Here is a 12,711-nt window from a genome sequence, read left to right as displayed (position 1 = left end):
TTTTGAGAAATAGAAATTATTCTAATCTACAAGATGAAAGGGTAAAGGATTTGGTACTTAATAAAAAAGGTTATCCTAACTACCCAGAATATATACTATTAGATTTAATAAAAGAGGAAACAGTTTTTAAACGAGGAGCTTGCTCAAAGTATATTCATCACGAAGAGTTCAATACATGGCAGGAATATTTTTGTGGGGATTATTACGACAAGCCTCAGGGGAAAAGAATTGCTTTTTTACAAGTTTGTTCTTGGGCTAAACCATATGATTTTTCATATATTGGTAAAAAAATTAGAGAAGTTACAAATAAATACCCAATGGTTCATCCAATTATTCTATCAAATGCGGGAATTATACCATATGAATACCAAATGAATCCTACTTTTTGTGCGTACGATTGGATGGATGACATTGAGGATCCAGTAATTTATGAAGAATTAATGAAAGAATATAGGGATAAATTGATACAAAGAATTAGGAGCTACCTAGAATCAAATTCATACGATGTAGTAGTACAATATGGTATACCGGTAAAAAAATATTCAATGGCTCCTGTAATTAAAGATATTTGTAAGGATCTAGGAATTACTTTTCTTTTAACCCCAGATATAGAAACATATAGAAATAATAAAGATAAATTAGTCGAGTTAAAGGATTCAGGAGAATTTTATTGTTTAGATGAAGTTTTGAGTAGTATGGATAATTGTTTAAATAAGGTGAGTAGATATGTTGAATCTATCAATTGTAATACCGGCTTATAATGATGTTAGATTGGAAAAGTGTTTAAAAAGTATTGATGAAAATGTAGAGGTTGTCGTTGTCTTAAATGGTGCAACAGAAGAAGTAAAAAAAATCGCTTATTCTAGCAATGCAGTAATTGGGGAATTACCTATACCTAATTTAGCAAAAGCTTATAATTATGGAATTGAAATTTCTAGTAAAGATAATGTGTTAATTATGGATTCAGATTGTGTTTTTATGCCAGGTACCATCAATAAGTTATTCAAATTATTAGATGCAGGACCTTTGGCTAAAGGAAGGGTGATGTTTTCCTTTAACAGTAAAATTGGAAAAATCATTGCACGCGCAAGACATATACATACTTGCAAAAAAAATGCATATTCACCTCCATTGGCATTTAATAAAGCAATCTTAGCGAAGGTAAATGGATATTATTTTGATGAGAATTTATCTTGGACAGAGGATTATGATTTTGATATTAGAGTTAAATCTGCAAATCTTAAGATTTTATATGATGATAAAGCAAGAATTATTCATCCAGAGTTAAGCATTAAGCAAGATTTGAAAAGTTCATTTAATTATGGTGTAGGTCATGCACGTGGGGTTTTACACAAAAAAGATGGTTATTATGAACCTAAAAATAAAACGAAGTCCATTATTAACTCATATAAGTATATTAAAAAAAAATACGGTTATTTAACTGCGTTCTATCTCATATTTTGGCAGCTTGCTTTTTATAGGGGATATAAAAAAGAAATGCATTAAGGAGGAAAACAATGCAGCAACAATACGATGAAATTTCTGAATTGTACGACATTATCATCCCAGAACCTGATGGTATTTTTGATTTTTACAGTGGTTTGGTAAAAGCAAATGATGAAGTTTTAGATTTGGGGTGCGGTACTGGTAGATTATCTTTTACTCTTGCTGAAAAAGGCGCGAATGTAACTAGTGTTGATATATCAGCAGGAATGATTGAAAAAGCCAGTAAGAAGTTAGATGAGATGCCAAATATTAAGGATAAAATAGAATTTAAGGTTTCTTCTGCTACAGATTTTAAGTCTGAAAGAAAATTTGATTTTATATTTATGTCTGGTGGTGTATTTGAATATTTACTTACATCGTCACAACAAAAATTAGCTCTTAGGAACATTAAATTACTATTAAAAGAAGACGGGATTTTTGTTTTCGATATTATTACACCTCCAACTATTCTTCCTTATTCTAAGAGAGTGAGTGATGGAGGAAATAGTCCTATTAAAGGGGAGAATTTTAAAAAATATAAAATTAAATCATGGGATGTCGTAAAAGCAGATCATTATAAGCAAATAGTTGAAACCACTTGTTATTTTGAGGTTTATGACATAGCAGATAATTTTTTAAGTGAAAAAAATTTTAGATTTCTTGCAAAATATACTTTACCATCCGAAATGCAGTATCTCTTAGAAATAGAAGGATTCAGTATAAAAAATTTTTATGGTGATTACAATAAAAATCCTTTTGGGAGGAATAGTGAATTTATGGTGTACGAATGTAGGAAGCAAGGGGAAAATTTTAATGATATACAGTGTGAATAGACGCTCCTAAAAATTATATTTTTCTAGTGGAAATAAAATGTATCCAGTTAGTATACTCCAGAGTAAATAATTTTTAATTAAAATAATAGGTAAATGATTTACCTGTTCAATAAAGGTGATGCTGAATGAAGGATATTGTAAAAAAACATTTAGTTATAGCGCCACACCATGACGATGAAGTCATTGGCTGTGGTGGAACAATTGCTCAAGCTATTAGTAAGGGTGAACATATAAAAGTAATCATAATTACAAAAGGAGATTTATCTGGAGGAGTAGGGGATTTAAATGAAATTATTTCAAATAGAGAGAACGAGTGTATAAATGCTTGTAATACATTAGGGATAGAAAAAGGAGATATTAAATTTTTAAAGAAACCAGACAGATCACTTGTGTATTCTTTAGATTTTGTTGAAGAAATTATTTATGAAATCTCAAAATATAAGCCTAATTTTATTTATTTCCCCCATGATATGGAAAGTGATAGGGATCATCGAATAGTAAATGAAGTTGTATCAGAAGCAATATTCCTGTGTCAATCGGGGTTCTTAAAAGAGAATTGTGCTCCGATGTGTTTACAGTATGAAGTATGGACTCCCATGAAAAACTATCAGGTTGTAAAAGATATTACCAGGTTTATTGAACTGAAAAAAGCATCAATTAAAAAATATGAATCCCAACTTAAAACATTAAATTTGGTTGATGGAGTTTTGGGGCTAAATTCTTATAGGGGTATGCAGGCAGGAGTGCAATTTGCAGAAGTTTTTAGAGTGGTAAGTAAGTAGTAAAAAGGAGAGAGAAGATGGATATCATTGAAATTGAAAATGTATCAAAAACTTTTGAAAGAGTAAAAATTGAAGAAGGATTAATAAACTCTTTCAAGAGTTTATTTAAAAGAGAAAAGGTCAAGGTTACTGCTTTAAGTGATGTGTCATTCAAAATAAAAGAAGGTAAAATAATAGGGCTTATTGGCGCGAATGGTGCTGGTAAGTCTACCCTAATGAAAGCCATGGTTGGATTAATTAAACCAACTTCCGGGAGAATCTTGATAAATGGATTTAACCCTCATGATAAGAAGAAAGATTTTTTAAAGTCTATTGGCGTTGTTTTAGGACAAAAAAATCAGCTATGGTGGGATCTTTCCCCTTACGAAACATTTTTATTACATAAAGAAATATATGAGCTGTCTGATACAGAGTTTAGAAAGAATGTAGATGAATTAGCTAAAAATCTCGGGGTATCAGAAATTCTTAAATCGCCAGTAAGGAATCTATCGTTAGGAGAGAGAATGAAATGTGAGTTAATTGCTTCAATCTTACACTCACCTAAGATATTATTTTTAGATGAACCGACTATCGGATTGGATTTTCTTGCTCAAAAGAATATCAGGAATTTTCTCAAAAATTATTGCAAAGAAAGAAATACAACAGTCGTAATAACTAGCCATTATTTCCCAGATATATATGAGCTATGTGAAGAATTAATAATATTGAAGAATGGAGAAGTTGTTTTTAATAACAATTTCAAAAAAATAAAAGAAGAAATTAAGAGTTATAAATATATATATCTTAGCTTTGAAAATGAAATAAATTCTGAAGATCTTAAGAAATATGGAGAAGTTAAAGAGTCGGATAAATTTAGTGTAACAATAAAAGTTCAAGATAAGTTAGTGAACGAGACCATATCTAGCATATTAAAAGAATTCAATGTTATTGATTACAATTTGACTGAAATGTCATCACAAGACCTCATTGAAGATATTTATTCAATGGAATCGACTGGAGTGAAAATAACAGTATGAAGAAGTATTTAAAACCAATGATGCTTTCATTTCAAGCGGTTTTTCAGTATCGCATGAATGTTGTATTATATATGATTTTTGGTTTAATACCGCTTGTGGCTTTAATACTATTGTGGCATTCTCTCTTTGAAACACAAAGCAATATTCAGGGTTATACTCTTGAAATGATGATTACTTATGTAATAATTGCTAAGTTAATTGAACTTTTACTAATTCCTGAAATGCACTGGTCGATAAATGAGGAAATACAATCCGGTGAATTATCAAAATATCTTATAAAACCATTTTCATATTTTGGATATTGGTTTAGCCATAATTTAGGTAACAAAATTATTCATTTACTGATGTCAGTGATACCGATAATACCGATAATATTCCTGAACAGGGATTATTTCCTTTTGCCTACTTTAAAATATACTTTCCTGTTCATTCTTTCAATAGTAGGAGCAGCAATACTATATTATATGATTTATTATTTGATATCACTCTTCTCATTTTACTTTGTAGAGATATCATCCTTTTTCTTTACTGTAGATATAGTATTAGAATTATTATCTGGATCGCTTATTCCGCTTGAATTTTTACCAACTCCATTAAATACAATAACTCAGTTTTTACCTTTTTCATACTTAATTCACTTTCCGGTAAATGTATATTTAGGAAATTTAAGTGGCACTGAAATTGTAAATGGTTTAATTTCACAAGTGATATGGTCTTTAGTTTTCTATGTCCTTATTAGAGTACTTTGGAAGAAGGGGTTAAATAAATATGAATCTGTTGGTGCATAAATATGATTAGATATTTAAAAATGTTAAAAGCAATACTTAAAATTAATTTAAGTAATATTATGATGTATAGAGTTAACTTTTTTTTAAATATATTAGATAGCGTTGTTTGGTTCATTGTTACATTAGTATTTTTTAATAGTATATTTGATAGTTTTGGTAATATTAATGGTTGGAATACAAATGATATTTATTTGTTAATTGGAACAAGTGAGTTGATAAAATCTTTGATGTTTACTCTTTTTATTAATAATCTACCGTATATACCGAGTTTAGTTAACCAAGGAAGTTTAGATCAGATATTGTTTAAACCTATTAATAGTCAGTTTCTAGTTTCATTAAGAAAGCTTGATTTAGGGAACTTAGGGAACTGTTTACCAGCCGTACTGTTAATTAGTTATGCATTATTACAAAAAGGAGAGAGTGTTAGTATTGTAAATGGATTTTCTTTCTTGGGTCTATTGTTTTTAGGGATTATACTCTCGTATTCTCTGTGGTTTATTTTAATGACTTTATCTATATGGTTAACCAAAGTTGAAGGTATGCATGAGTTATTTCTTGGTACTATGACATTACTTAGATACCCATCTTCCTTATATAAAGGAATAAGTCGATTTGTTTTTTTATTTGTTTTTCCTATTGTTATTGTTAGTAATATTCCAACCTATGCTTTAATTGGTCGATTAGAACTAAACGATATATTCGTGTTAATGGGTTATTCTATTGGATTTTTTATTATTTCAATTTATTTTTGGAAGTTTGCCTTAAGATATTATAACAGTGCAAGTAGTTAAGGGGAGAACAAAATGTACTCTAATGATAAAGCAATAGTTGTTTTTAGTGGTGGACAAGATAGTACAACATGTTTATTTTGGGCAATAGAGCAGTTTGCGGAGGTGGAAGCTGTAACATTTAACTACAATCAACGTCATAAGTTAGAAATTGATTGTGCAGCGGAAATTGCGAATGAGCTTGGCATTAAACATACAGTGATAGATATGAGCTTACTAAATCAGCTAGCTCCCAATGCGTTAACGAGAATAGATATGGAGATTACAAACGAAGAAGGGGAATTGCCATCGACATTTGTAGATGGGCGGAATTTATTATTCTTATCATTTGCTGCTGTATTAGCAAAACAAGTTGGAGCACGTCATATTGTAACGGGTGTATGTGAAACTGATTTTAGTGGTTATCCAGATTGCCGTGATGTGTTTGTGAAATCGTTAAATGTTACATTAAATTTATCTATGGATTATCCATTTGTCATTCATACACCACTTATGTGGATTGATAAAGCAGACACGTGGAAATTATCTGATGAACTTGGCGCGTTCGAGTTTGTTAGAGAAAAAACATTAACATGTTATAACGGAATCATTGGTAATGGTTGCGGTGAATGTCCAGCATGTCAACTTCGTAAAGCAGGATTAGATACGTACCTACAAGAACGCAAAGAGGAGAATGAATAATGGAAAACTTTTTCGGGTTTCGCATTGTAGAAAATTTGCAAAAAATGGACAAGGATATTCAGCTTGAGCAATTAAAATACCATAATAAAAGAGTAATGGTTAGCAAGGAATTTACATTTGATGCAGCACACCATTTGCACTGTTATGAAGGGAAATGCAAAAATTTACATGGTCATACATACAAAGTTGTATTTGGTATTAGTGGATATGTAAATGATATTGGACTTGCAATTGACTTTGGAGATATAAAAGAAATTTGGAAAAACGAAATAGAGATTTATTTGGATCATCGCTATTTAAATGAGACATTACCAGTGATGAATACGACTGCGGAAAATATGGTTGTCTGGATTTATGAAAAGATGGCGGAAGCATTAATAAAAGGGAATCGAACAGAAGAATATAAAGGAGCTCGTGTCGAATTCGTACGTCTCTTTGAAACACCAACGAGTTATGCAGAAGTAAGGCGGGAGTGGATACTTGATGAGTAAGATTCCTGTGTTGGAGATATTTGGCCCAACTATTCAAGGAGAAGGCATGGTTATCGGACAAAAAACGATGTTCATTCGCACAGCAGGTTGTGACTATAGCTGCTCTTGGTGCGATTCAGCCTTTACATGGGATGGCTCAGCAAAAGAACAAGTTAGACAAATGGCGCCAGAAGAAATTTGGAATGAACTTGTTGAAATTGGTGGAGAAAATTTTTCTCACGTTACAATTTCAGGTGGGAATCCCGTTTTGCTGAAGAATATTCAGTTTCTTCTTACTGTATTAAAAGAGAATGGAATTCGTACAGCGATTGAGACGCAAGGGAGTAAGTGGCAAGAATGGTTGCTTCAAATTGAAGAAGTGACAATTTCGCCTAAACCACCAAGTTCGAAGATGAAAACAGATTTTACAATGCTAGACTCTATTATTCGTAAATTAGAAAGAAAAGATTTTAGTTTAAAAGTGGTTGTATTTGAAGATTACGATTTTGAATATGCAGTAAAGGTGCACAAGCGATATCCGCAAGTACCATTTTTCTTACAAGTTGGGAATGATGATACGAAAACGGTGGATGATGCAGCGCTTATTAAAAACTTATTACAGAAATATGAACGATTGATTGAAAAAGTTGTACAGTGTAAAGAAATGAATGATGCAAAAGTATTACCTCAACTTCATGCTTTAGTATGGGGAAATAAACGAGGTGTATAAATAAGAGCATTTTATGAATAAATTAATAAGGTGGAGATAATAGATGAGCTTAAAAACAATACAAAGTGTAGAAATAGATACTGACAAAATTGAAGTAGCAGTAAAAATGATTCTTGAAGCAATTGGAGAAGATATTAATAGGGAAGGTATTTTGGAAACCCCAAAACGAGTAGCAAAAATGTATAAGGAAGTTTTTCAAGGTTTAGGTCAAAACCCTTCTGAACATTTGTTAAAAATATTTAATGAAAATCATGAAGAATTGGTATTAGTTAAAGAAATTCCGTTCTATTCTATGTGTGAACATCATTTGGTACCTTTTTTTGGAATAGCTCATATAGGTTATATTCCTAATAATGGAAAGGTAACTGGGTTAAGCAAATTAGCTAGAGCTTTAGAAACCATATGCAAAAGACCACAGTTGCAGGAAAGAATAACCAATGAATTAGCAAATGTAATTTTTGAAACTTTAGAGCCAAAAGGTGTAATTGTAGTAATTGAAGCTGAGCATATGTGTATGACAATGAGGGGTGTGAAAAAACCTGGTTCAATGACTATAACTTCATCATATAAAGGAATATTTAAAGATAATAGTACACTTCGAAGTGAAACCTTAAATTTGATAGAGAGATAGAATTATATTGTTAATTGAAGTCTATGCAGTATAAATATTTAAAACAATTCAAACAGATAAGGTAAGGTGAAACGGGATTATTTGTTTAACCTTGCCCTATTTCGATTTTATTATATGTTAATTATACATTAAAATTTATCATCACCAATTAAGTTCCCTACATCATTATCCTTTGTAAGTCTTTGCTTCAAGTAATTTTCTTTTGTAGTTCTATCATTTTTATGGCCAACTGCAGCCGCTATGACATGAGGTGCTAGCCCCTTATAATCATATAAGTACTGTACATAAAAATGTCTAAAGAAATGAGGGGTAATTCATATATTCTCTGCAAAAGGTAACTTGGTGTCTTTTATAATTTTAGAAATATATTGTGACTACTATTCTCTTGTTGTATACAAAAAGAATTGATTAGTACTGAAGTAATGTATGTTCTATCTAGATAGTTAAGTTTGTAATGATGTAACAGTAGGGAAAGGTATGCAGCTGAAAAACCGCACTATAAAGATGTTTATAATAACTTATTATTAATTAGTTTACATAACCTTTATTATAGGTAGTCATTAAAAATGAAAATATCATGTCTCAAAATCAAAAGTACTGTTATGTTATTGAGACAAAAAATGAAACAATATTGATCCCATATAGATAGTTCATATTATATGACTTAATACAGTATGTTTGACCGAATGATGTTCTGTTTAACACGAGATTTATGTACGTTTCAGACTAGACTCTATACTTCTAGTAATCTATTTATAAAAAGTCTCATATCTCAAAATAAAAAGTATTCTTGAATTTTGAGATATGAGGTGGAATTTGGTATTTTAAGATGTATTTCGTATGTATGCTGAATTAAATTGATATCTCGTGTAGTTTAAGTATCGTCAACTGAGCATGTACCTTCGTATCTAGTACTTTTCGATATTCTTCTGAAGTCATGACACCAAGATCCATGCTACTTCCCTTCTGAATACTGATTAGGTAGTATTTTACCAAGACCGGATCAATGTTATCGACTGAGGCTTTTCGCCTCTTTTAGCTCATGAAAAGGTCGTAATCGAACACTATATATCGTATCTCCCACCGCTTTCATTCCTGAGAAAAAATAAATTTCTCCATCTATTTCATAGGCAGGACGTATGATGAGCGCTTTTGGACTCTCGTATTAGACATGGCCAATTTCAACGATCCCTTCATTTTACAAGGCATCTCGGGCATTTGTATAGTCATTTCGAAAATCGGTATGAATCGTTTTATAAGACATTGGCTCCCTCCAGCGGTTTGATAAGTTACATCCAGGTGTCTGACATCTATTTTGAATGACATGTACGTTTACATTCGCTGCAAGAAAACAGAATCCCTAGTTTGTTCTTGTTTTTTTATGGAAAAGTAACATTTGTCATGTTGTGTTTATTGAATTAAAAAAGAGTAGCACCCTATTCCAGGTCCTACTCGTTCTTCACACTATTGTATATTTGATTTAAAAACCAAGAACACCGACAATTTGAGTTGCTTTGTTGTTACGAATAGAATAGTACATTTCTAAGCCTTTACGTTCAGCTTTTAGTACTTTTCCTTTCATTTTAGATAGATGTTGAGAAACAGATGACTGAGGTATCTCTAAAATTTGTGTAAGCTGAGATACATTGAATGTATTATGTTTACTTAGCTCTTGTACAATGCGTAAACGTATTGGGTGAGCCATTATTTTCAAAATTTCGACATCTTCTTCCGTAATATTATTGCTGTTTTGTTCTAATACAATGCTCGTCATTTTCATTCTCCTTTATTTGCTTATTATATGAAAAGTAATTTACCCTAGTTTCCCATTTATAGAATTCTATGTTTTGTATATTTACATAAATAAAAATTAATGTAGTAATGATTAATTCTAAAGTTATTATATACCACATTTACTATTCGGGTGTGAAGTTCGTCTGGAGTTTGTGTGAAGTTTTGTATATCCTAATGTATGATTAAAGGAATGTACATCTGACGTCTGATATTTCATATTATATAGATGTATTGTAAATATTTTACAACATGTGTGTTACAAAATTATAAAGTTAGTATTTTTGCGAAAATATAGCGTTCCTTTTTTACTTAGGGTATTTCCTATAAGAAAGTATATAGACCGTACACAGCCTTTTATATAACCTGTTTGTGCCATCTTTTTTGTGCCCAATCGAACACTTGTATGTTAGAATAGTATTTAATGTATATATTAGAAAGAATGAATATATTAACTTGCGTAAGGTTATCGCAACACTACTATTTCCAATGCTACTCTTGTCTGCGTGTTCAACATTAACGGAAGAGGAGTACTTGGATGCTGTACCAAAAGAAGAGGTTGATGTTAGCGGAGGGATAAAAAAAGGGAATGATAAATCTCTATCGGTTGCTGAAAGAAAAGAAAACATTGACAAACGCCTCTCTCTTTTAGAAGATTCCAAGAAACTATCCGCCCCTTCTGAATGGAAAGATGCAGACAAAGAATACGTTAAAAAATTAGAACTAGAGATTGAAAACCTTGAAAAGGCGAAAAAAAATCTTAGTCGTACATCATCTATATTTGATGACTATAGTGATAAAGACAAAGAAGTTTATGATAAATATGATAACTTATTTCTTGAAAAGTTAGGAGTTGATACTCGTGAAAAACTCTATAAGAAAAATCGTGATTTACGTCGAGTATCAAGAGAAGAATACATAAAAGTATATCAAAAAGAAATTAAAGAATTTCTTGCTTGTTTCAAAGACGCGCAAGTTCCTACAGTTGATGGTAAAGTAGATCATCTTGCTGTCATGGACCTTGTGAACAAAGCTAGAGGGCATCTAACAAACATAATAGCTACGGTTCCGCCTAAAGAGTTAGATGAAGCTGCGGAAACGTTTAAAGAAGCAAATAAAGAGTTTGATGCAGCACTAGATGCACTGTTTTCTGATCCTAAATTAACAAAAAGAGAAACAGGTAGTACGTTTATGTCTTCATATCTAAAAGGTCTGAAAATAAATAAAGAGTTTATGGAAAAAGTAAAAACTACGTCGTAAGATTGGCAGCTCTTATATTTTTCATTAAGTTGTAGCTTATAAATATATGTACCATATCAGTAGAATATTTGTGGGTGTGAGGTTAAAGGAAAGAATGAACCTTATTGCAAGCATTCATATAGTCATAGTAAAGATAACTCCATTTTGAAGAGAGATTGTTCAAAATGGAGTTTTTTGTGGGGGTAAAATAGGGTTTTATCATTTCATCATGATTAAACTAAGATTTAAACCTACATCATGAGAGAAAACGACACTTAAAAGGTGCCGTTTTTTCTCATGATTAACGTTTGTAAATACCTGTCCAGTCTTTTGTTAAATTACCAAACTTATCTTTTGTTTCATAAGCATCCTTCAAATAAAATATATATCCATATTTTACCGTTATATTTGGCGACGATCCTCTTGACGGGAAATCGTTTTTGTACCAAGCAGTAGGTACTGTTTTGCCGCAATCAATATTGTACACATTTGGATAAGTTTCTGCTGCAGAAGCAAAGCCTGTCCCTCCTGCCAAGATAAAGCATGTCGCCATAGCACCCATTACTAGTTTTTTTAACATGAAAATTCCTTCTCATAGATTAGTAGATTACACATTTACTGTATCACCACTCCTGATTATATAAATATCATCCAATTATAGAAACGTTTAATGTAAAATTAGGATAACCTGGAATATATTTAGGGACATTTATATTTTTATTCTTCCATTCTCCTATTTAAACGGTATTTACTATGTAATTGTGCATATACACAAAATACTTAATAAACTCAAAGGTACATGTGGTAAAATAAATAAGAAAGGTACTTTCTATAAAGTAGGTTCTTAGATGAAGTCTATTGATGTCTAGGATTCTGTTTTATAGGAAGTGTTTTTTGGGGATGGGGATTAAATATATGAACGTGGTTCAAGTCAAAGAAAAAGCACTCCTAGGAGTGCCTTTCTTTGAATATTTTATATGTGCGTACGCTTTCAAAATTATTGGATATAAATTGATGTACGCATTGTATTAAATGGTGCATTGATAGATGTTTTTTGATACTCAAACGTTCCTTGTTGGTGCCCTGAAGCATCCCATTTATAATACCAGCCAACGATTGGTCTTCTGCCAATTATAGTGGAGTCAATACTTTTTACGTTAGAATTATTCATTTTAGCAAATGGGTTTTGGCCATAGCCCATTTCTTTCGTTGTAATATATAAGTATTTTCCCCCGTGATTACGCGAAGTGCTAAAGCTATTTTGGTTAATTGTTTCTACTCCGCCCAGCTCAGACTCTACTTGTACGACGTTTAATGAAGTAAGTGTTGCTGCAGGTCCAGCTGAAGCTTCTGTTGCCATTCCTAATCCGACGAATGCTATGATTGCTAACGATGAAATCCTTAGTGTTGCTTTTTTAAACATAAAAAACATTCCCTTCCATCTATTGTTTTCTCTTACATTGCCAATATAATCCTA

15 protein-coding genes and 2 pseudogenes are annotated in these 12,711 nt (G+C 31.4%); 12 read left to right on the top strand and 5 right to left on the bottom strand.

The genetic code is table 11. The annotated features are described in order from the left end of the window. Nucleotides 1-2 precede the first annotated feature (2 nt). From MHH42_RS27835 to folE, 11 genes are all read left to right on the top strand, one after another. The gene (locus MHH42_RS27835) at nucleotides 3-761 is read left to right on the top strand and encodes a DUF5591 domain-containing protein (RefSeq protein ID WP_001246018.1); all 759 of its coding nucleotides are present in this window, start codon (nucleotides 3-5) and stop codon (nucleotides 759-761) included. After that, a complete protein-coding gene (locus MHH42_RS27830) occupies nucleotides 727-1,506 on the top strand; it encodes a glycosyltransferase family 2 protein (protein ID WP_000933534.1) in 780 nt (259 codons plus the stop codon). Before MHH42_RS27835 ends, MHH42_RS27830 begins: the two co-directional genes overlap by 35 nt. A gap of 11 nt (nucleotides 1,507-1,517) precedes the next feature. Next, nucleotides 1,518-2,318: a class I SAM-dependent methyltransferase gene (locus tag MHH42_RS27825; protein WP_001187391.1), complete on the top strand. Its 801-nt coding sequence runs from the start codon at nucleotides 1,518-1,520 to the stop codon at nucleotides 2,316-2,318. Between the two features lie 125 nt (nucleotides 2,319-2,443). Then, nucleotides 2,444-3,100 carry a PIG-L deacetylase family protein gene (locus tag MHH42_RS27820; RefSeq protein ID WP_000652095.1) on the top strand — a complete coding sequence of 219 codons (657 nt, stop codon included), beginning with the start codon at nucleotides 2,444-2,446 and terminating at the stop codon, nucleotides 3,098-3,100. Between the two features lie 17 nt (nucleotides 3,101-3,117). Then, nucleotides 3,118-4,116, top strand: a complete 999-nt coding sequence (locus MHH42_RS27815) for an ABC transporter ATP-binding protein (protein WP_000351263.1) — start codon at nucleotides 3,118-3,120, stop codon at nucleotides 4,114-4,116. After that, complete coding sequence (locus MHH42_RS27810; protein ID WP_000760369.1) at nucleotides 4,113-4,904, top strand: ABC transporter permease; 792 nt, start codon at nucleotides 4,113-4,115, stop codon at nucleotides 4,902-4,904. The genes MHH42_RS27815 and MHH42_RS27810 overlap by 4 nt, the downstream gene beginning before the upstream one ends. 2 nt (nucleotides 4,905-4,906) lie before the next feature. Beyond that, nucleotides 4,907-5,695, top strand: a complete 789-nt coding sequence (locus MHH42_RS27805; RefSeq protein ID WP_000621951.1) for an ABC transporter permease — start codon at nucleotides 4,907-4,909, stop codon at nucleotides 5,693-5,695. Between the two features lie 12 nt (nucleotides 5,696-5,707). Next, nucleotides 5,708-6,373: a 7-cyano-7-deazaguanine synthase QueC gene (gene queC, locus MHH42_RS27800; RefSeq protein WP_340894869.1), complete on the top strand. Its 666-nt coding sequence runs from the start codon at nucleotides 5,708-5,710 to the stop codon at nucleotides 6,371-6,373. Continuing rightward, nucleotides 6,373-6,864, top strand: coding sequence for a 6-carboxytetrahydropterin synthase QueD (gene queD, locus MHH42_RS27795; RefSeq protein WP_000426940.1), 492 nt, complete (start codon nucleotides 6,373-6,375; stop codon nucleotides 6,862-6,864). Before queC ends, queD begins: the two co-directional genes overlap by 1 nt. Beyond that, complete coding sequence (gene queE / locus MHH42_RS27790; RefSeq protein WP_340894867.1) at nucleotides 6,857-7,573, top strand: 7-carboxy-7-deazaguanine synthase QueE; 717 nt, start codon at nucleotides 6,857-6,859, stop codon at nucleotides 7,571-7,573. Before queD ends, queE begins: the two co-directional genes overlap by 8 nt. A 43-nt stretch (nucleotides 7,574-7,616) precedes the next feature. After that, nucleotides 7,617-8,204 (top strand): GTP cyclohydrolase I FolE, encoded by a 588-nt coding sequence (gene folE / locus MHH42_RS27785; protein WP_000054142.1) that lies wholly within the window; start codon nucleotides 7,617-7,619, stop codon nucleotides 8,202-8,204. Between the two features lie 128 nt (nucleotides 8,205-8,332). Here the strand turns inward: folE and MHH42_RS27780 are convergent. The 3 genes and pseudogenes from MHH42_RS27780 to MHH42_RS27770 all read right to left on the bottom strand — a co-directional run. Further along, nucleotides 8,333-8,578 (bottom strand): annotated as a pseudogene (locus MHH42_RS27780) (site-specific integrase); the annotation flags it as partial. Between the two features lie 635 nt (nucleotides 8,579-9,213). Then, nucleotides 9,214-9,393 (bottom strand): annotated as a pseudogene (locus MHH42_RS27775) (hypothetical protein). A 291-nt stretch (nucleotides 9,394-9,684) separates the two neighbouring features. Beyond that, nucleotides 9,685-9,978, bottom strand: coding sequence for an ArsR/SmtB family transcription factor (locus MHH42_RS27770; protein WP_070174133.1), 294 nt, complete (start codon nucleotides 9,976-9,978; stop codon nucleotides 9,685-9,687). A 551-nt stretch (nucleotides 9,979-10,529) separates the two neighbouring features. Here MHH42_RS27770 and MHH42_RS27765 point away from each other — a divergent pair. Beyond that, nucleotides 10,530-11,255 carry a hypothetical protein gene (locus MHH42_RS27765; protein ID WP_340894864.1) on the top strand — a complete coding sequence of 242 codons (726 nt, stop codon included), beginning with the start codon at nucleotides 10,530-10,532 and terminating at the stop codon, nucleotides 11,253-11,255. 280 nt (nucleotides 11,256-11,535) lie between these two features. On the opposite strand, the gene MHH42_RS27760 is transcribed toward MHH42_RS27765, so the two are convergent. Together MHH42_RS27760 and MHH42_RS27755 are read right to left on the bottom strand one after the other, a co-directional pair. Next, complete coding sequence (locus MHH42_RS27760; protein WP_070174134.1) at nucleotides 11,536-11,814, bottom strand: hypothetical protein; 279 nt, start codon at nucleotides 11,812-11,814, stop codon at nucleotides 11,536-11,538. Between the two features lie 417 nt (nucleotides 11,815-12,231). Continuing rightward, the gene (locus MHH42_RS27755) at nucleotides 12,232-12,657 is read right to left on the bottom strand and encodes a DUF4879 domain-containing protein (protein ID WP_070174135.1); all 426 of its coding nucleotides are present in this window, start codon (nucleotides 12,655-12,657) and stop codon (nucleotides 12,232-12,234) included. Nucleotides 12,658-12,711: the final 54 nt, after the last annotated feature.

The organism is Bacillus sp. FSL L8-0099 (assembly GCF_038006385.1).
Lineage (GTDB): Bacteria > Bacillota > Bacilli > Bacillales > Bacillaceae_G > Bacillus_A > Bacillus_A toyonensis.
This window is presented reverse-complemented; position numbering and strand designations above follow the sequence as displayed.

Coding starts and splice junctions, on each gene's coding strand:
- MHH42_RS27830 (WP_000933534.1), top strand. CDS start 727: ATGTTGAATCTATCAATTGTAATACCGGCTTATAATGATGTTAGATTG.
- MHH42_RS27825 (WP_001187391.1), top strand. CDS start 1,518: ATGCAGCAACAATACGATGAAATTTCTGAATTGTACGACATTATCATC.
- MHH42_RS27820 (WP_000652095.1), top strand. CDS start 2,444: ATGAAGGATATTGTAAAAAAACATTTAGTTATAGCGCCACACCATGAC.
- MHH42_RS27815 (WP_000351263.1), top strand. CDS start 3,118: ATGGATATCATTGAAATTGAAAATGTATCAAAAACTTTTGAAAGAGTA.
- MHH42_RS27810 (WP_000760369.1), top strand. CDS start 4,113: ATGAAGAAGTATTTAAAACCAATGATGCTTTCATTTCAAGCGGTTTTT.
- MHH42_RS27805 (WP_000621951.1), top strand. CDS start 4,907: ATGATTAGATATTTAAAAATGTTAAAAGCAATACTTAAAATTAATTTA.
- queC (WP_340894869.1), top strand. CDS start 5,708: ATGTACTCTAATGATAAAGCAATAGTTGTTTTTAGTGGTGGACAAGAT.
- queD (WP_000426940.1), top strand. CDS start 6,373: ATGGAAAACTTTTTCGGGTTTCGCATTGTAGAAAATTTGCAAAAAATG.
- queE (WP_340894867.1), top strand. CDS start 6,857: ATGAGTAAGATTCCTGTGTTGGAGATATTTGGCCCAACTATTCAAGGA.
- folE (WP_000054142.1), top strand. CDS start 7,617: ATGAGCTTAAAAACAATACAAAGTGTAGAAATAGATACTGACAAAATT.
- MHH42_RS27770 (WP_070174133.1), bottom strand. CDS start 9,978: ATGACGAGCATTGTATTAGAACAAAACAGCAATAATATTACGGAAGAA.
- MHH42_RS27760 (WP_070174134.1), bottom strand. CDS start 11,814: ATGTTAAAAAAACTAGTAATGGGTGCTATGGCGACATGCTTTATCTTG.
- MHH42_RS27755 (WP_070174135.1), bottom strand. CDS start 12,657: ATGTTTAAAAAAGCAACACTAAGGATTTCATCGTTAGCAATCATAGCA.